At 38.9% G+C, this 16,908-nt stretch carries 19 protein-coding genes; 9 read left to right on the top strand and 10 right to left on the bottom strand.

Going from position 1 to position 16,908, the window contains the following annotated elements; genetic code table 11:
* Positions 1–73 precede the first annotated feature (73 nt).
* The 5 genes from AC1M87_RS05295 to AC1M87_RS05275 all read right to left on the bottom strand — a co-directional run bounded on the left by AC1M87_RS05295 (position 74) and on the right by AC1M87_RS05275 (position 4,181).
* Positions 74–784: a 16S rRNA (uracil(1498)-N(3))-methyltransferase gene (locus AC1M87_RS05295; RefSeq protein ID WP_481593142.1), complete on the bottom strand. Its 711-nt coding sequence runs from the start codon at positions 782–784 to the stop codon at positions 74–76.
* 100 nt (positions 785–884) lie between these two features.
* Positions 885–1,721 (bottom strand): methylenetetrahydrofolate reductase [NAD(P)H], encoded by an 837-nt coding sequence (metF, locus tag AC1M87_RS05290; RefSeq protein ID WP_035266512.1) that lies wholly within the window; start codon positions 1,719–1,721, stop codon positions 885–887.
* Between the two features lie 76 nt (positions 1,722–1,797).
* Positions 1,798–3,180: an adenosylhomocysteinase gene (gene ahcY, locus AC1M87_RS05285; RefSeq protein ID WP_481588499.1), complete on the bottom strand. Its 1,383-nt coding sequence runs from the start codon at positions 3,178–3,180 to the stop codon at positions 1,798–1,800.
* Between the two features lie 212 nt (positions 3,181–3,392).
* Complete coding sequence (locus tag AC1M87_RS05280) at positions 3,393–3,626, bottom strand: DUF6500 family protein (protein ID WP_481589728.1); 234 nt, start codon at positions 3,624–3,626, stop codon at positions 3,393–3,395.
* A gap of 60 nt (positions 3,627–3,686) precedes the next feature.
* Positions 3,687–4,181, bottom strand: coding sequence for a DUF2938 family protein (locus tag AC1M87_RS05275; RefSeq protein ID WP_481591309.1), 495 nt, complete (start codon positions 4,179–4,181; stop codon positions 3,687–3,689).
* Positions 4,182–4,252: 71 nt separating this feature from the next.
* Here AC1M87_RS05275 and AC1M87_RS05270 point away from each other — a divergent pair, with 71 nt between their 5' ends.
* Both AC1M87_RS05270 and AC1M87_RS05265 read left to right on the top strand, forming a co-directional pair.
* Positions 4,253–4,630 carry a MerR family transcriptional regulator gene (locus tag AC1M87_RS05270; protein ID WP_092766006.1) on the top strand — a complete coding sequence of 126 codons (378 nt, stop codon included), beginning with the start codon at positions 4,253–4,255 and terminating at the stop codon, positions 4,628–4,630.
* A gap of 84 nt (positions 4,631–4,714) precedes the next feature.
* Positions 4,715–5,218 (top strand): cysteine peptidase family C39 domain-containing protein, encoded by a 504-nt coding sequence (locus tag AC1M87_RS05265; RefSeq protein ID WP_481591310.1) that lies wholly within the window; start codon positions 4,715–4,717, stop codon positions 5,216–5,218.
* Positions 5,219–5,352: 134 nt separating this feature from the next.
* Here AC1M87_RS05265 and AC1M87_RS05260 read toward each other — a convergent pair whose 3' ends face one another.
* Positions 5,353–5,865, bottom strand: coding sequence for a tetratricopeptide repeat protein (locus tag AC1M87_RS05260; protein WP_035265647.1), 513 nt, complete (start codon positions 5,863–5,865; stop codon positions 5,353–5,355).
* Between the two features lie 292 nt (positions 5,866–6,157).
* Between AC1M87_RS05260 and AC1M87_RS05255 the strand changes: the two genes are divergently transcribed.
* Positions 6,158–7,756 (top strand): bifunctional 3-(3-hydroxy-phenyl)propionate/3-hydroxycinnamic acid hydroxylase, encoded by a 1,599-nt coding sequence (locus AC1M87_RS05255; RefSeq protein WP_481593141.1) that lies wholly within the window; start codon positions 6,158–6,160, stop codon positions 7,754–7,756.
* Positions 7,757–7,833: 77 nt separating this feature from the next.
* Here AC1M87_RS05255 and AC1M87_RS05250 read toward each other — a convergent pair whose 3' ends face one another.
* The 4 genes from AC1M87_RS05250 to AC1M87_RS05235 all read right to left on the bottom strand — a co-directional run bounded on the left by AC1M87_RS05250 (position 7,834) and on the right by AC1M87_RS05235 (position 11,363).
* On the bottom strand, positions 7,834–8,727 hold the full coding sequence (locus AC1M87_RS05250; protein WP_481593140.1) for a LysR substrate-binding domain-containing protein: 894 nt from the start codon (positions 8,725–8,727) through the stop codon (positions 7,834–7,836).
* Positions 8,728–8,883: 156 nt separating this feature from the next.
* Positions 8,884–9,222 (bottom strand): DUF3325 domain-containing protein, encoded by a 339-nt coding sequence (locus AC1M87_RS05245; RefSeq protein WP_481588494.1) that lies wholly within the window; start codon positions 9,220–9,222, stop codon positions 8,884–8,886.
* 5 nt (positions 9,223–9,227) lie between these two features.
* On the bottom strand, positions 9,228–11,006 hold the full coding sequence (locus AC1M87_RS05240) for a PepSY-associated TM helix domain-containing protein (protein ID WP_481593139.1): 1,779 nt from the start codon (positions 11,004–11,006) through the stop codon (positions 9,228–9,230).
* Between the two features lie 3 nt (positions 11,007–11,009).
* A complete protein-coding gene (locus tag AC1M87_RS05235) occupies positions 11,010–11,363 on the bottom strand; it encodes a hypothetical protein (RefSeq protein ID WP_481593138.1) in 354 nt (117 codons plus the stop codon).
* Between the two features lie 163 nt (positions 11,364–11,526).
* Here AC1M87_RS05235 and rutD point away from each other — a divergent pair, with 163 nt between their 5' ends.
* From rutD to rutG, 6 genes are all read left to right on the top strand, one after another.
* A complete protein-coding gene (gene rutD, locus AC1M87_RS05230; protein ID WP_481593137.1) occupies positions 11,527–12,321 on the top strand; it encodes a pyrimidine utilization protein D in 795 nt (264 codons plus the stop codon).
* A gap of 299 nt (positions 12,322–12,620) precedes the next feature.
* Positions 12,621–13,733, top strand: a complete 1,113-nt coding sequence (rutA, locus tag AC1M87_RS05225) for a pyrimidine utilization protein A (protein ID WP_481593136.1) — start codon at positions 12,621–12,623, stop codon at positions 13,731–13,733.
* Positions 13,730–14,479, top strand: coding sequence for a pyrimidine utilization protein B (gene rutB, locus AC1M87_RS05220; protein ID WP_481593135.1), 750 nt, complete (start codon positions 13,730–13,732; stop codon positions 14,477–14,479). Before rutA ends, rutB begins: the two co-directional genes overlap by 4 nt.
* Positions 14,480–14,512: 33 nt before the next feature.
* Entirely contained in the window at positions 14,513–14,893 is a 381-nt protein-coding gene (gene rutC, locus AC1M87_RS05215) for a pyrimidine utilization protein C (protein ID WP_481593134.1), read from the top strand.
* 70 nt (positions 14,894–14,963) lie between these two features.
* Positions 14,964–15,503, top strand: a complete 540-nt coding sequence (rutF, locus tag AC1M87_RS05210) for an NADH-dependent FMN reductase RutF (protein ID WP_481588490.1) — start codon at positions 14,964–14,966, stop codon at positions 15,501–15,503.
* A gap of 28 nt (positions 15,504–15,531) precedes the next feature.
* Positions 15,532–16,902, top strand: a complete 1,371-nt coding sequence (gene rutG, locus AC1M87_RS05205; RefSeq protein WP_481586610.1) for a pyrimidine utilization transport protein G — start codon at positions 15,532–15,534, stop codon at positions 16,900–16,902.
* The last annotated feature ends 6 nt before the right edge of the window (positions 16,903–16,908 follow it).

Raw genomic sequence — 16,908 nt, 5'->3', positions numbered from 1 at the left:
TTAAAGTACTGTCTAATTGGAAGAAAATCAATTCTATTGTGAGTTAAATCACGGAATTTTGAGAAAATATTTATTAAAATTTGTAATTTAAGATCGATAAAGCAACCACTGGTGCAGTTTCTGTACGTAAAACACGTTCACCAATACACCAATTGATAAATCCATGCTGATTTGCAGATTGGATTTCAGCTTCACTTAATCCACCTTCTGGACCAATGAGTAGCGTTATATTTGAGGAGGCATCATTTAACACATCGACCTCATCTTTATTGGGGGCTAAGACTAATTTCGTTTCAGGGAGTGTGCTATTTAACCATTGTGCCAAAGGGAGTGGAGCTAATATTTTTGGAACAATATTCATTCCACACTGCTCGCAAGCTGCAATTGCTACACCTTGCCAATGATCAAGTTTTTTCTGATCACGGTCGTACTTTAAACGCATTTCGCAACGTTCAGAGGTGAGAAGTTGAATTTCAGATACGCCTAACTCAACCGCTTTTTGAATAGCATAATCCATGCGGTCACCTTTACTCATTACTTGACCAAGTAAGGCATTAAAGTTCGGTGTGCGATTGGTTGGGTTAAATTCTTGAACTAGAACCGAGCCTGTTTTTTTATTGGCTTCAGTTAATTCAACTTGATATTCGCCACCTTGACCATTAAACAAGGTCGCTTTTTCACCGACTTGTGCACGTAAAACTTTGACCCAATGATGAAATACAGTTTCAGTCAGTTCAACTGTTGTATTTACATTAAGTTCTGCTTCAATAAAAAAACGAGGCATGTGCATTACTCTAAAATCGGTAAAATAAAAACTTCTTTTATCTTCAGTCCTTACATCAAATAAATTGAACCTAAGCTGTCGATAAAAGAAGTCAGGAGACTTATGCTAGACCGAGGTCTTTTACAAGTTGACGAGTTGGATCAGTGGTGTTCATCGTATAAAAGTGTAAGCTTGGTGCACCACCAGCAATGAGGCGTTCACATAGCTTTACAATCACTTCATGGCCAAAGGCTTTAATTGATGCAGTATCATCACCATAGGCTGCCAGTTGCTTACGAATCCAACGAGGGATTTCAGCACCTGTACCATCTGCAAAGCGAATTAAGTTGCTTGCATTGGTAATTGGCATAATGCCAGGTGCCACAGGAATATTCACACCTTCTTTTTGAATGCGCTCTACAAAGTAAAAATACGCATCTGGATTAAAGAAGAATTGAGTTAAGGCTGCATTTGCACCTGCATTGGCTTTCTCACAAAAGCGTTTAATGTCTAAATCAAAGCTATCTGCTTGTGGGTGCATTTCAGGGTAAGCTGCAACTTCAATCTGGAAGTGGTCACCCGAATGTTCACGGATAAAGCGTACTAAATCCTGAGCATACGGTAATTCACCTAAGCCAACTTGACCGGAAGGTAAGTCACCACGGAGTGCAACAATACGGTCAATCCCTTGAGATTTGTATAAATCTAAAAGTTCAGCGATCCGTTCTTTGCTATCACCAATACAAGAGAGGTGAGGAGCAACAGGCGTGCCTTTGCCATTAAAATCAGCTAAAGTCGAAAGTGTACGTTCACGTGTAGAACCACCTGCACCATAAGTCACAGAGAAAAACTCTGGATTCAGCAACTGCAGTTCTTGGTGAACAACCTTAAGTTTTTCCGCGCCTGCATCAGTTTTGGTTGGGAAAAACTCAAAAGAAATTGGAATCTGTTTAGACATGTTCAAATCCTTTGTACTTATTTCAGCAAAATAGAATTCAAAGAAAAGCAGGCTGTTCAGCCTGCTTGTTCAAAGATTAGTATTTATAAGCGTCAGATTTGAATGGACCTTCAACAGCAACTCCAAGGTAGTCCGCTTGTTCTTGAGTTAATTGAGTCAGAACACCACCGAAACCTGCAACCATTGCTGCAGCAACTTCTTCATCTAATTTCTTAGGAAGAAGTTCAACACGAATCGCTGCTTGTTTTTGATCTTCAGGAAGATCAGCAAATTTCTCTGCGAACAAGTGCATTTGACCTAAAACTTGGTTCGCAAAAGAACCGTCCATCACGCGTGATGGGTGACCAGTTGCATTACCAAGATTTACTAAGCGACCTTCAGAAAGAAGAATGAGGTAATCATTTTCATTTTCTGAACGATATACTTGGTGAACTTGTGGTTTAACTTCAACCCATTTATAACCACGTAAGTAGTTGGTATCGATTTCAGTGTCAAAGTGACCGATATTACAAACTACTGCACCTGCTTTTAATGTATCAAGCATTGCAGCGTCACAAACGTGGTAGTTACCAGTCGTTGTTACGATTAAGTCAGTATTTTGAAGAAGGTCAGCGTTAACGTCTTCTTTTTTACCTGTTTGTACGCCATTTTTGTATGGAGAAACTACTTCGTAACCGTCCATACATGCTTGCATTGCACAGATTGGATCGATTTCAGAAACACGTACGATCATGCCTTCTTGACGAAGTGATTGTGCAGAGCCTTTACCTACGTCACCGTAACCAATTACAAGCGCACGACGACCAGATAACAGCATGTCAGTTGCACGTTTGATGGCATCGTTTAGAGAGTGACGGCAACCGTATTTGTTGTCATTTTTAGATTTAGTGACTGAGTCATTTACGTTGATCGCAGGTACTTTCAATGAACCGTCTTTCCACATTTCGAGAAGACGTTGAACACCTGTTGTTGTTTCTTCAGTAATACCGTGGATTTTTGCGAGTACTTCTGGGTATTTTTCATGAACAAGCGCAGTTAAGTCACCGCCGTCGTCCAAAATCATGTTGGCATCCCAAGGCGTACCATTTACATTAATTTGTTGCTCAAGACACCACATGTATTCTTCTTCAGTTTCGCCTTTCCAAGCAAATACAGGAACACCTGAAGCTGCAATAGCTGCCGCAGCGTGGTCTTGAGTAGAGAAAATGTTGCAAGATGTCCAACGAACTTCAGCACCAAGCTCTACCAAAGTTTCGATAAGAACAGCTGTTTGGATTGTCATGTGAATACAACCCAAAATTTTAGCACCAGCAAGTGGTTTAGCCGCAGAGTAACGCTTACGTAGACCCATAAGGGCTGGCATTTCAGCTTCTGCAAGTTTGATTTCTTTACGGCCGTAGTCAGCAAGTGAAATATCGGCAACTTTGTAATCTGTAAATGAAGCATTAACCGCGTTCATCACGATCTCCTTATAAAAAACAAAAATTGATCATTATGTTCGCGGATGCCGTTGTTGGTCGATCTGAGCAGATTGACCGATCGTCGAGCCTGGCGCTTTTACATTTTGTACTTGTAAAACGTCGCAGCATCCCTCGACTAGCGGAGTATTGTACTTCTAAACTTGCGAATTTCCAATGTTAAGTTGGTTATTGGTGATTCAAAGTATTTCAATTAAATCGCGTCAACTTCAGATTCCGATGATATTAGAGATTTTATTTTCTGTGCTTTTTCAAAGTGGTCAAGTTTATGTTTCATGATCCACCAATGAGCTACTTCCATGAGTGCATCGGGGTCATTATCTTTATTTGAAAAGAAAGCATAAAATGACAAACCTACAGATTCTCCCTTCCGATCGATTTTTTCATCACAAATTCGAATAATTTTGTCTTTGATTGATTTATTCATTTTGGCAACGTATTAGAAATTTAATTTAAAATTTTTATCATTCAATCTATCAAGCTTTCATTAGTGTAATGTTGAGAAAATGTAGGATTGAATAATTTGGGCTATAAATAAACCGATTCCGAAGTTTAAGTGTGCCACTAAGCTATTTTTTATGCTGATCCATTGATTGGGCGTTTTACTCGCAAAGAAACCAAATCCAAGAATAGGTTGCATCACCAAAAATGGGATAATAGCAGTTGAAAGTCCAAATAAAATAGAAGATATAAAAGCTTCCAAAGTAGTATGTGAATTATCGATATAAGTATAAATTAAAGCGAAAAAAATACCGGTTATATAATGAAATACCCAACCCGTAATGTATTCAAATTTGTGTACAGGGGCTTCGGTAATATTTCTGTATACGTATTTTTTATTTTTAACTAAAAAGAAAAACCTACCCAAATAAGCATAGTTAAATGAGGGGATTTTAAAAATCATCGCTCTTGCCCAACCTAAAAAATCCATAATTAAAGTAGCGCTTAGGCCTAAGGCTAAAATGTAAATTAAAATATTCATGAAAGGATGACTCTCTAATTTAAGTCATGCTAGTGTGCAACTTAAAGCTAACTTGAAGTCAAGGTGCATTAATGGAAATAGATATAGGTGATCTAGCTGATCGGACAAATACTTCAACTGCCACGATTAGGTTTTATGAATCAAAAGGACTTATTCGATCTATTGGAAGGAAAGGGCTTAGAAGACAGTATTCATCCCGAGCAATACAGAATATCTCATTAATCAAGATCTTCCAAAATGGTGGTATGACGCTGAGCCAAATTAAAAATATGGCAATTGATCATGAAAAAATTAAAATTAAAAGAGATCAAGTTAGGGAAGCAAAAAACGAAATCAAAGATAAAATTGAGACTTTAAATAACTTACTCTTAATTTTGACACACGTTGAAAAATGTCCATACGATGACCATTTACAATGTCCAGACTTTTTGAAACTTTTAGATGAGTGAGCTTGAATTTTGTATTTAATTTCTTAAATTTTGAAGAAGATTATTTGTTATAATTGATAGCTCAATAAATAATATATATTTTTGATGGAAATTCCCGAAGAACTCGCCAATCTAGAAGCCAATGCTGGTATTTATGCCGTATGGATGCTCTTTCAACATCTTGGGTTAGACCCAGATATTGAACAACTTAAAGAAGTGTGTGGTTATGTAGAGGGTGATGGAACGACCACGATCGGTCTAGCGGTGGGACTTAAAAAATTTGGCTTAGATGTGGAATTTACCACAGATGAAGACAATGCACTTCAAGAGCAAGAAAAGCTAAGTTATTTAGAAGCTGAAAAACTTGCGCTAAAAATATCCCCCGCAATCAGCTATCAAGATATTCAAATCGCATTTGATGCCAATAAGTTTGTGATCGTGTATTACGATACTTTAGAAGGCATTGGTAATCATTCATTGGTATATGACATCAATGAAGAAGAAATCTGCTTTTTTGATAGCTTTGAAGCAATGCCGAAAAAAGTATTTGAACAGCAAAGGGCAGTAGATGGGATTTGTAGACAAGCCATCATCGCTGAAGTTAATTAATATCTTAAAGTATGTCACTATCTTAAAGTATGTTGCTATTTTAAGGTATGTTATAGTTTAAAAAGATCTAAAGTAGCTCAATAAAAAGCCTTCAATCATGAAGGCTTTTTGATGCAAAGAAAACGTGATTTCTCTTAAGTGCTTGATTGAGCCTTTTCCTGCCAATAATCAGCTTTTTCCTCGTTGACATCCACACCTAAACCATGTGCATAGATGGCAGATAAATCACGCATTGCTTGAGTATCACCAAGTTCAGCGGCTTGAGTCACCAATTCAACAGATTTTTGTACATCTTTTTCGACCACATTACCACGACGGTAATAACCTGCGAGCTCTAAAATCGCAGCAGCATGTTGATGTTTACTTGCTTGCGTGAGCCAGTTAAAACCGTACTCAAAGTTTAGTTTTGCATCTTCAGGATCTTCTTCTAAAACTTCTTTTGCATAATGGGTATAACCTTCCCCTAACCAGTACATCGCTTCGACATGACCCAATTGACCAGCACGTAAAGCCCATTCTTCTGCAAGCGCAATGTCTTCATCGTGTTCACTCGTCATATAAAGTTCAGCAAGTTCAAATTGAGCAGCGGCATTACCTGCATGAGCACGATTTTCGAGAGCAATCGGGACGGTAACACGTTTCGTCATAGTGGGATTCCATGGCTTCAAAGCGAAGCAAAAAAATATTAAATTACTCCCTTATTATACTGTAAAACTGATCCAAAGCTTGAATAGTATGGTTTGAGCATATTCACTGAGATATTTTGTAGATGAATTACAAATTCAACCATAGGTAAAAACTATAGATGTGCGACGTAAATTAAGGTTTTTTGATGGAATTGAAGTAAACGTGACAGTTTTTTAAATTTCATAAGACCTTAGCATAACTTTTTCCTATGCTGAAAATCCTCTCTAATGCGAATATTAGAGGAGATTGACCATGTCACAGACCAACACTTATTCAGCAGATGTGATCGTACTTGGTGCAGGCCCAGTCGGTTTAACGATGGCGAACGGCCTTGGCCTTGCGGGCTTAAAAGTAAAAGTGATTGAACAGCTCGATCAATTGATTGATTATCCTCGTGCAATTGGTATTGATGATGAATCTCTAAGAACAATGCAATCGATTGGCTTGATCAACAAAGTATTGCCGCATACCACTCCCGATCATGCGATGCGTTTTCTTACGCCTTCAGGCCGTTGTTTTGCAGATATTCAACCTAAAACACGTGAGTTTGGTTTCCCTCGTCGTAACGCATTTGTACAACCTTATGTTGATGCAGAATTATTGGAAGGTTTAGAACGTTTTGATGATGTGGAAGTACTTTTTTCTCGTCAACTTCAAAGTTTTAAGCAGACTGAAGATCAAGTTGAAGTTCAAATCCAAAATAAAGATAAAACAATTGAATATATAACTGCAAAGTATCTAGTGGCATGTGATGGAGGTAATAGCTACGTTCGCCGTATGTTGAATATTCCTTTTGAAGGTAAAACTGCACCAAACCAATGGATTGTTGTCGATATTGCAAACGATCCATTGGCGACACCACATATTTACTTATGTTGCGATCCAGTACGTCCATATGTGTCAGCGGCTTTACCACATGGTATCCGTCGTTTTGAATTTATGGTGATGCCAGGGGAGACGCAAGAGCAACTTAGTCAACCTGAAAACATAGCTAAACTTTTATCCAAAGTATTACCAAACACTGAAAATATCGATGTGATCCGAAATCGTGTTTATACCCATAATGCACGTATTGCCAGTAGATTTAAAGAAGGGCGTATCTTACTTGCGGGAGATGCAGCGCACATTATGCCAGTATGGCAGGGACAGGGTTATAACAGTGGAATGCGTGATGCGTTCAATTTATCTTGGAAACTGGCTATGGTCGTACAAGGTAAAGTAGATGCTAAAGTTCTAGATTCTTATCAAGAAGAGCGTCATGATCATGCCAAAGCGATGATTGATTTATCTGTTACAGCAGGCCATGTGCTAGCTCCGCCTAAAAAATGGCAAGGTACTGCGCGTGATGCTATTTCATATGTTCTAAATTACATTAAACCAGTTAAACAATATTTGTTGGAAATGCGCTTTAAGCCAATGCCACAATATAAATCTGGTATTTTGGTTGGACAGGTCAATAAGACATCACCAATCGGTAAAATGTTTATTCAACCTAAAATGCAAGATAGCACAGGTCATGTGAAATTACTGGATGATTTTATTGGTCAAGGCTTTGCTATTATTGCTTGGGGAGTAGATCCGACTTGGGGACTCACACCAACAAGTATTCAAAAATGGAAAGCATTGGGTGTGAAATTTATTAAAGTCGTTCCACCTGAACAATTGAATACTGATGCTCATGATGATGAAATATTGACACTTGGGGATACGGAGCATGCGATTCGAGCATGGTTTGGTCGTACTCAATACTCGATGGCATTTTTAAGACCAGATAAATTTGTCGCTGGTTTAAGTATTCCTCAGACGAGCGAAGAGCTCAGTCAAAAACTGTTTGATAAACTTGGCGTTTAATCAAAAAGTTTAAGACTAATCTAAAAGAAAACCTGCAAATTTGCAGGTTTTTTATTTTTAAAATAGCGTTCAAAGTTTTAAAAAATATGACAATGAAAGTGTTGGCTTAGAATATTTTTCACAGTTTGCAAATGCTTACTTTGATCTTGTTTTCTGAAACTCAAATACAAGCTGATATTCGGTAAATCGATTTCAGTTGACTTAATTAAGACATTTTCACTGAGCAAGCTTTCAACATATTTTGGAACAATGGTCCAACCGACTTGCATCGCTACAAGATTAATATTCATTAAAATGTTACTCGAGTATTGAGCAACTTGAATAGATGTATTTAGAGCTTCAAAAATGTTTTGAATTTTATGGAACAAAATCGGTGAGGCAGTTTCCTCGCTCATGATAAATTTTTGGGCAATTAAATCCTGTTTTGAAATACAGTCTAAATGCGCATGGCCTGAATGACGAGGAATCAGCAAGATCAGAGGCTCACTGAACAATTCGATAGAGGCAATATGCTCATCATCCATACATTGGCGAGTGAATGCGACATCAATTTTTTGATCACGAAGTGCTTGGATTTGATGTACACAGCTCAAACTATGAAATTGAATATCTAAATCAGGCTGTTGTGCACGAATAATAGGCATGACATAAGGAAAAATTTTCATTTCTGCCACAGGTAAAAAACCAATATTTAATTTATTTTTCTTGGTATTCGCCATAATTTGAATCTTGTGTTTGGCCTCTTGAGCAAGTTTCAAGATATGTCGAGCATCTTTTAAAAAAGTTTCTCCTTCCTCTGTGAGCGATAAGCTTCTGCTTTTACGAATCAGCAGGGATGTACCTAATTCCGCTTCAAGGTCTTTAATTTGCTGGCTTAAAGAGGGCTGCGCTATAAAAAGTTTTTCTGCAGCACGCGTAAAATTAAGTTCTTCGGCAACTGAGACGAAATATTTCAAATGTCGAAGTTCCATGCGTGCCGATCCTTAACCGCCATAATAAATGAGGTTGATTATACGTTTGAATTGCTAGAACTTCAGCGTGATTCACGTTTAAAGCTAATTTAAGAAGAAAAAAACCGACCCATATTTAAATGAAATATGGGTCGGTTTTTTTATCAAGTAGAGTATTTAAATGATGAGGAAGATCAAGCTGATGAATCCAATAAAGGATACGCCCAAAATGATTTTTTTCATTTGTGACTCAAAATAGGTCAGACAAAGTGCAACAAAAAGCGCAGCGAATGTCAGTACACCAATCCAATAACTCATCATATTACTGACTTGTCCTTTGCTCATGCAGAGGATAAGCCCTAACGACAGGAATCCCCATCCAACCATTGAGGCTATTTTCTGGTGTTTAGCACTCAATGTTTGACCAAAAATTTGTTTTTGATGCTTTTGCATTGCACTGGCTAAACCTATAAAACCTAAAGTACAAACTGCCCAAATGAGGAGAAAAAAGCTCATGGTGATTACCCCTCTACCTTAGGTAAAACTTGACTCTTTTTTAATGGAGTTCCTTGATGATTTTGAACTTTGTAAAGTGCAAAATAAAAAACCACTGCTAAAACTAGCATCGCCAGATCGAACGAAGCGATAACCCATTGACCGTGAGCTATAGAACGCCATAAAGGTTGACCACCTGTGATAAAGTTTACAAGCGGAAGTAAAGCGAAAAGCAGGGTAGCGAGACCCAGTAATTCAAGCCAAGCTTGGCGATGGGTGCGAAAAACAGCATAAACAAGTGTGAAGAGCCACACAATAAAGAATGTACGGATTTCCCAGTTTAAACGCATTTCCATGTTGGCAGGGATAAAACGGTTTGCATAAAAATAAGCTGCACAAGCAATAGGTAAGCCGATAATCGCAGCGATGTTGGTAATCTCGACCGTACGATACCCAAAGGATTTATAACCTTGTTTCGCTTGTTGAGGTGCACGTTTGACGCACCATAAAATTAATCCTGTTGCGACCATTAGCGTGCCAACGATACCGGAAAAAAAGAGTATCCAACGTAAGGCTAAATCAACTCCTCGTGCTTCATGTAGAACAGTGGCAACATTGTAAATGCCATTGGGAATAGAAGGATTTTTGAGTTGAGTGGAATCATCTGTAATGTTTTGACCTGTCACACCATTGAAGTCTAAAGTTTCATATACGCCACGATGAGCGATACTTGCGCCGTGTAAAGCACGTAACTCAATGGTCGCCTTCGATGTATTTGGTGCTTTAATTGTGATCGAACCAATCGGATTGTTTTTCCACTTCGCTTCAGCTTGAGTGAGGATCGGAGCAATATCTGTAAGTGGTGCAGGTTCAGCTTTTCGATCTTGGTTGCGCGTACGTCGACTTTCACCTCGATTCTTTCTCTCACCATCCATTTTGTTAGTATGTTCATTTGATGCTGACTGCGTACCACGAGCCTCAATTTCTGTACGCGCATTCATCATCGAGCGCTGATTTCCTTGCGGTTGATCAGTACGAGTCTGCCCTTGTGGTTCTGCTGGATTTTGAATTAAGGATTTTCGTTGGTCTTGTAGAAAGGCGCCACGATTGTCATAAATTTGCTGTACCCCCCACGGCATGATGGTAAACAATAATAAAAGTAAACCACTAAAAGTGATCATGATATGAAAGGGAAGTGCGAATACAGCTGTTGCATTATGTGCGTCTAACCAAGAACGCTGTCCTTTACCTGTTCTAAAGGTAAAGAAATCTTTAAGGATTTTCTTATGGGTGATGATGCCACTAATAATTGCAACAAGCATAAACATGGTTGCTATGCCCACAATCCAACGTGACCATATACGTGGCATTCCGTATAATTCAAAATGGAAACGATACAGAAAACTACCACCACGGGTTTCACGGGCTTCTAATACTTCACCTGTGGCACTATCAATCGTCACACGTTTACCACCGCGACGAGCATTGGGATCTTCTCCGACATTCCGGATATTCAGTGTGGTGTAATTTTGACGAGCATTGGGTAATTGAATTCCCCAGCTCCCTGCATCATCATGATTATTCTGCAAATATTGCAGAGCCACTTGCGTCTGCTCGAGTTGAGATTGGCTTGGAATCGATTGGTGATACTCGGGCTTCATCCATGTACTGATTTCTGCTTGGAAAAAACTCAAAGTACCAGTTACAAAGATGGCATACAGCAACCATCCTAGTATCAAACTAGCCCAAGTATGTAACCATGACATAGACTGGCGTGGGCCTTCAGCTTTGGCATCACTTCTCATGAATTAGTTCCCCATGATTTTATAGATGAGAAATAAAGCAAGGCTAGGTAAGACGATGCCCAATGTAGCTTTTCTGGTTTTGTGAACCATAAAAACCCAAATAAACGCTGCACACTGTAAACAGAAAGCAATGAGCGTTGCTGACATCGCTGCGCTAGATTGATATGTGCTAAATGTTTGTGCAATCACGATAGCAGAGAGGGATGCAATCAAATAACCTCCAATACCCGCCAATAAAAAACGATAGAGCACCATCAGGCGATAACTGATAGAAACTGATTTAGTAGTCTTACGAGTTTTTTTTACTTGATTCCCAAGTGTTAACTCGCCTGGTAGTTCGAATTCTGTACTGTTCATAAAAGTAAGAAAGTGTGAGTGTATGTAATTATTGTAAATGATAACAATTATTGTTTATCTTTAGAATTATAAATTTAGCATTTTAGAAATAAATTTTTAATTGAATTATCTTGGGCATGTTAATTGCAGAGTTGTAGTTATTTTTTATCGATAGGTAAAATTTATGACGTATCAAGTTTTTTACTGCAAAGCTAATCCTGATGCTCAATTTGTGTTGTTATCTTCAGGGTTAGGAGGGCATGGACATTTTTGGCATCCTCAATTAGATATATTGACTCGATTTTTTCATGTCATTACATATGATCAACAAGGATGTCATGCAGATGCTGCATTACTAGCACCAACTTATTCAATGACCGATATGGCAATACAAGTGATACAGATTTTAGAGGATCTAAAGATCGATGAATTCCATTTTATCGGTCATGCTTTAGGTGGGCATATTGGAGCGGAGTTAGCCGTTTTAATTCAAAATACAAAATTGGAAATGTTGAGTTTGACCAGTATTAATGCGTGGGACTCACTAGATCCACATACGCTCAAATGTTTTGAAGCTCGAGAATCGTTATTACAAAATGCTGGTGCAGAAGCGTATGTTAGAGCTCAAGCATTATTTCTTTATCCACCCGAATGGATCTCTGTTAATATCGATCAAATACAACAAGCAGAAAATAATCAACTCCGAGACTTTCCACCAAAAGAGAATGTACTGAGACGTCTGAAGGCTTTAAAGGAATTTAAAATAACAAATGAACATATCACCGCACTTCAACGAACTCCAATTCACTTGATTGCAAATCGTGATGATTTCTTGGTTCCAGTACATAAGACTCTTGATCTTCAGAAAAATTTTGTACATGCACAATGCTCAATTTTTGATGTAGGTGCACATGCTTCTACTGTGACTGAGCCAGATATCACTAATCAGGCACTTATTCAATTTCTTCGATCACTCTAGCATTTGAAACTTTTCATTGCATATAAAAAACCACGATTGAGATCGCGGTTTTTTTAATTATTTTACCAAATGGTATTTTTTGGAACATCTTGTGCACTTTTTTATGACGTTATTTAGGAGTAATGGGTATTGGGATTATGTGATTAATTTATCATAAGGTAAAATATAAAATTATTAAGTTGTTGTAATATATAATAAAATAATAATTGGCACATCATTTGCTAATTATCTAATACAAGCTCTAAGGCTTAATCCTACTAAATCAAATTTAACTGATCGTTAAATTAGGAGTGTTAGATATGAAAATTGGTGTCTTTTGTCCGATCGGAAATAATGGCTGGTTACTCTCAGAAAATGCTCCTCAATACAAACCAAGTTTTGAGTTAAATAAAAAAATTGTCCAACGCGCAGAGCATTACGGTTTTGACTTTGCATTGTCTATGATCAAGCTGCGTGGTTTCGGCGGTAAAACTGAGTTTTGGGATCACAACTTAGAAACTTTTACGCTTATGGCGGGTCTTGCTGCAGTCACCAGCAAAATAAAAATTTATGCAACAGCTGCGACGCTAGTGATGCCGCCTGCCATAGTTGCACGCATGGCATCTACGATTGATTCAATTTCGAATGGTCGTTTCGGCCTAAATGTCGTCACAGGTTGGCAAGCGCCAGAATATACCCAAATGGGCATGTGGCCCGGTGATGAATATTTCGGAAAGCGTTACGAATACTTATCTGAATACGTACAAATTCTGCGTGAATTATGGGCAACGGGTAAATCTGATTTTAAAGGTGACCATTTCCAAATGGATGATTGCCGAGTTAGCCCACGCCCGCAAGCAGAGATGAAAATTATCTGCGCTGGTCAATCGGATACAGGTTTGGAATTTTCTGCTCAACATGCTGATTACAATTTTGTTTTTGGTAAAGGGCTTAATACACCAACAGCATATGCAGAAATCAACGATCGTTTAAAAGCAAAAACAGATATTACGGGTCGTGATGTTCAAACCTACGTTTTATTCATGATTATCGCTGCTGAAACAGACGAAGAAGCGATGGCGAAGTGGCAACATTACAACGATGGCGCTGATATTGAAGCGATCAACTGGTTAATGAATCAAGGCGGAAAAGATACTAAATCTGGTGCAGATACTAATATTCGTCAAATGGCTTCATCAGTATCACCAGTCAACATCAATATGGGGACGTTGGTGGGTTCTTACGTAAGTATCGCAAAAATGCTAGATGAGATTAGTGAGGTAAAAGGGACTGAAGGCATATTACTGACATTTGATGATTTTATTGAAGGTGTTGAAAGTTTTGGACAACGGATTCAGCCGCTTATGAAATGTCGTGAACATGTTGTGGTTGAAGGAATGAGTTCAGAACCTGTGTTGGAGAAAATCGCATGAGTCATTTAGAAAATACCGTTGAAGCTGGATTTACTGCACAAGCGGGTACGGGTGTAAAACTCAAAGCCGAACCGGAAAATATTGTGCTTGCACCAGAGCAAACAGCACTAATCGTGATTGATATGCAAAATGCGTATACGTCAAAAGGTGGTTATTTAGATCTTGCTGGGTTTGATGTGTCGACGACAAAACCTGTGGTTGAAAATATTAAAAAGGCAGTTTCTGCAGCACATGATGCTGGTATTCAAGTGATCTATTTCAAAAACGGTTGGGATAATCAATATCGTGAAGCAGGTGGTATTGATTCACCAAACTTTCATAAATCAAATGCACTGAAGACCATGCGTAAGCGTCCTGAGCTACAAGGCAAATTGTTAGCAAAAGGGGATTGGGATTTTGAGTTGATTGATGAGTTGGTGCCAGCTCCTCAAGATATTGTGATTGAAAAGCCTCGTTATAGTGGATTCTTTAACACAGCGCTAGACAGCATGCTCAGAGTGCGTGGAATTCGTAATTTGGTTTTTGTTGGTATCGCGACCAATGTATGTGTTGAATCGACGCTCAGAGATGGCTTCTTTCTAGAATATTTTGGCGTGGCTTTAGACGATGCCTGTCATCAAGCAGGACCAAAAGAAGCCCATGTCGTAAGTATGTACAACATAAAAACCTTCTTTGGATGGGTGTCGGATACAGAAAGTTTTGTCAGTAGTTTTGCAGATCAACCAACACTCGCTGAAAGCGCATAAATATTTATAGATTCTAAAATTAGGAAATAAGTCATGTCAAAAGAAGTCATTATTCCAGTGGGTTCAGGTAAGCCACTCGCACCGTATTCGCCAGCAACTAAAGCAGACAACATTGTCTATGTTTCAGGCACTTTGCCTTTTGATGAAAACAACAATGTAGTTCATGTTGGAGACGTAGCAGCACAGACACGCCATGTCCTTGAAACAATAAAGAAGGTCATCGAAACTGCTGGCGGAACAATGTCGGACATTACTTTCAACCTTATTTTTCTGACAGATTGGGCAAACTACGCTGCAATGAATGAAGTATATGCCGAATATTTTCCGAATGCAGAACCAGCTCGTTACTGTGTTCAAACAGGATTAGTCAAACCTGATGCACTCATCGAAATTGCTTCGATTGCTCATGTTTAATTTGAAAGCTTTCATCACCCTATTATGAGTCCCTCACTGACTGCTTAGGCGATGAGGGATGGAGAACACTATGAATGCAAATGTGAAATCAATCAATTTACCCGAGGCAGTGAGTACCACACTCAATATTGACCAACAGGTTTTTAGACAAGGAATGTCGAATTTAGGTGCAGCTGTCAATGTCATTACTACAGCTGGTCTAGCAGGAAAAGCTGGCTTCACAGCTTCAGCTGTATGTAGTGTGACAGATACCCCACCAACATTGCTGGTATGTCTAAATCGATCAGCATCAGTATTTGAAACATTTAAAAGTAATCAGGTTTTGTGTGTCAATACTTTAAGCAGTAGTCAAAAGCATTTATCGAATGTGTTTGGGGGTAAAACTCCAATGGCAGAACGTTTCGAAAAGGGGGACTGGTCAACATTAGTCACAGGTGCACCTATTTTAGAAGGTGCGCTAGTGAGTTTTGATTGTGAAGTCGTACAAAGTTTATCGGTAGGCAGTCATGATGTTTTGTTCTGCCATGTAAAGGGGATGAAACAGCAAGCGGGTGAAAAAGCCCTCATGTATTTTAACCGCGCATATTGCGAGCCAGTTCCAATGGTCTAAAACAGCATGCTTGATCAGGAGAAGGTCGATGAGCACAAAAGAAACATGGTTTCCAAAATTTAAACCTTTCCAAGGAAATCTAGACACGACCGCAGTTCAAGTAGATGAGTACTTGCCGCCAGGTAAAAGTATGGTATTGGGGCTGCAGCATGCATTTGCAATGTTTGGAGCAACAGTACTTGCCCCTTTACTGATGGGTTTCGATCCGAATCTTACAATGTTTATTACGGGTATTGGGACAATATTATTTTTCCTAATGACTGGGGGGCGTATGCCGAGCTATTTAGGCTCGAGCTTCGCTTTCATTGGAGCAGTCATTGCAGTCACTGGTTATACCGGTGTTGGCTTAAATCCAAACTTAGGCTTAGCACTTGGCGGTACCATTGCATGCGGTATTTTGTACGCCTTGATCGGTTTGATCGTGATGAAAACTGGCACAGCATGGATTGAAAAATTGATGCCACCAATTGTGACTGGAGCAATTGTGATGATCATTGGTTTGCATTTAGCACCAGTGGCGATCAAAAGTGTCTCTGCTAATCAGTTTGATTCATGGATGGCTCTAATCACGATTATTTGTATTAGTGTAATCGCCGTATTTACTAAGGGCATGATCCGTAGATTGTTATTGCTCATTGGCTTAGTGGCTTCTTACTTTATTTATTTTTTACTCACCAATGTTTTGGGTTTTGGTACAGCGATCGATTTTACTAAAGTCAGTGAGGCAGCTTGGTTCGGTTTACCTACTTTTCATGCGCCAGTGTTTGAATTTAATGCAATGCTGCTTATTGCTCCCGTAGCGATCATCTTAGTTGCAGAGAATCTAGGACATTTCAAAGCGGTATCTGCAATGACTGGACGTAATCTTTCACCATATATGGGACGAGGTTTCTTTGCTGATGGTGTATGTACGACCTTGTCTGCATCAGTCGGTGGAACAGGAATGACAACATATGCTGAGAACATTGGTGTTATGGCGGTAACCAAAATTTATGCTACCACTATATTTTTATTTGCTGGCGTATTTGCAATCTTGCTAGGACTTTCACCAAAATTTGGCGCGGTTATTAGTACGATTCCTGTCGCATTATTAGGGGGAGCTTCGATTGTTGTTTTCGGTCTGATTACAGTGGCCGGTGCTAAAATTTGGGTGGACAACCGCGTAGATTTTACCAAAAACAGTACTCTGTTGATTGCTGCTGTCACCTTAATTATGGGGACAGGCAATTATAGTTTACAAATTGGCAATTTTGATTTGGGTGGAATAGGGACTGCAACATTAGCGGCTATTTTATTGAATCTTTTCTTAAATCGCGAAGATAAAAATGCGCAAACAGTAGAGCTCGAAAACAAACCGCATTCAGCAGAAGCAACGGCACTCCCTAATACTCAAATTTAAGGTGAA

The organism is Acinetobacter sp. 24-47-62, from assembly GCF_056779765.1.
The sequence above is the reverse complement of the archived record's forward strand: the minus strand, read 5'-3'. Positions and strand labels throughout refer to the sequence as shown.

What these genes read in the sequence shown, in the direction of transcription:
- AC1M87_RS05295 (WP_481593142.1), bottom strand. Translation starts at nt 784, where the DNA reads ATGCCTCGTTTTTTTATTGAAGCAGAACTTAATGTAAATACAACAGTT.
- metF (WP_035266512.1), bottom strand. Translation starts at nt 1,721, where the DNA reads ATGTCTAAACAGATTCCAATTTCTTTTGAGTTTTTCCCAACCAAAACT.
- ahcY (WP_481588499.1), bottom strand. Translation starts at nt 3,180, where the DNA reads ATGAACGCGGTTAATGCTTCATTTACAGATTACAAAGTTGCCGATATT.
- AC1M87_RS05280 (WP_481589728.1), bottom strand. Translation starts at nt 3,626, where the DNA reads ATGAATAAATCAATCAAAGACAAAATTATTCGAATTTGTGATGAAAAA.
- AC1M87_RS05275 (WP_481591309.1), bottom strand. Translation starts at nt 4,181, where the DNA reads ATGAATATTTTAATTTACATTTTAGCCTTAGGCCTAAGCGCTACTTTA.
- AC1M87_RS05270 (WP_092766006.1), top strand. Translation starts at nt 4,253, where the DNA reads ATGGAAATAGATATAGGTGATCTAGCTGATCGGACAAATACTTCAACT.
- AC1M87_RS05265 (WP_481591310.1), top strand. Translation starts at nt 4,715, where the DNA reads ATGGAAATTCCCGAAGAACTCGCCAATCTAGAAGCCAATGCTGGTATT.
- AC1M87_RS05260 (WP_035265647.1), bottom strand. Translation starts at nt 5,865, where the DNA reads ATGACGAAACGTGTTACCGTCCCGATTGCTCTCGAAAATCGTGCTCAT.
- AC1M87_RS05255 (WP_481593141.1), top strand. Translation starts at nt 6,158, where the DNA reads ATGTCACAGACCAACACTTATTCAGCAGATGTGATCGTACTTGGTGCA.
- AC1M87_RS05250 (WP_481593140.1), bottom strand. Translation starts at nt 8,727, where the DNA reads ATGGAACTTCGACATTTGAAATATTTCGTCTCAGTTGCCGAAGAACTT.
- AC1M87_RS05245 (WP_481588494.1), bottom strand. Translation starts at nt 9,222, where the DNA reads ATGAGCTTTTTTCTCCTCATTTGGGCAGTTTGTACTTTAGGTTTTATA.
- AC1M87_RS05240 (WP_481593139.1), bottom strand. Translation starts at nt 11,006, where the DNA reads ATGAGAAGTGATGCCAAAGCTGAAGGCCCACGCCAGTCTATGTCATGG.
- AC1M87_RS05235 (WP_481593138.1), bottom strand. Translation starts at nt 11,363, where the DNA reads ATGAACAGTACAGAATTCGAACTACCAGGCGAGTTAACACTTGGGAAT.
- rutD (WP_481593137.1), top strand. Translation starts at nt 11,527, where the DNA reads ATGACGTATCAAGTTTTTTACTGCAAAGCTAATCCTGATGCTCAATTT.
- rutA (WP_481593136.1), top strand. Translation starts at nt 12,621, where the DNA reads ATGAAAATTGGTGTCTTTTGTCCGATCGGAAATAATGGCTGGTTACTC.
- rutB (WP_481593135.1), top strand. Translation starts at nt 13,730, where the DNA reads ATGAGTCATTTAGAAAATACCGTTGAAGCTGGATTTACTGCACAAGCG.
- rutC (WP_481593134.1), top strand. Translation starts at nt 14,513, where the DNA reads ATGTCAAAAGAAGTCATTATTCCAGTGGGTTCAGGTAAGCCACTCGCA.
- rutF (WP_481588490.1), top strand. Translation starts at nt 14,964, where the DNA reads ATGAATGCAAATGTGAAATCAATCAATTTACCCGAGGCAGTGAGTACC.
- rutG (WP_481586610.1), top strand. Translation starts at nt 15,532, where the DNA reads ATGAGCACAAAAGAAACATGGTTTCCAAAATTTAAACCTTTCCAAGGA.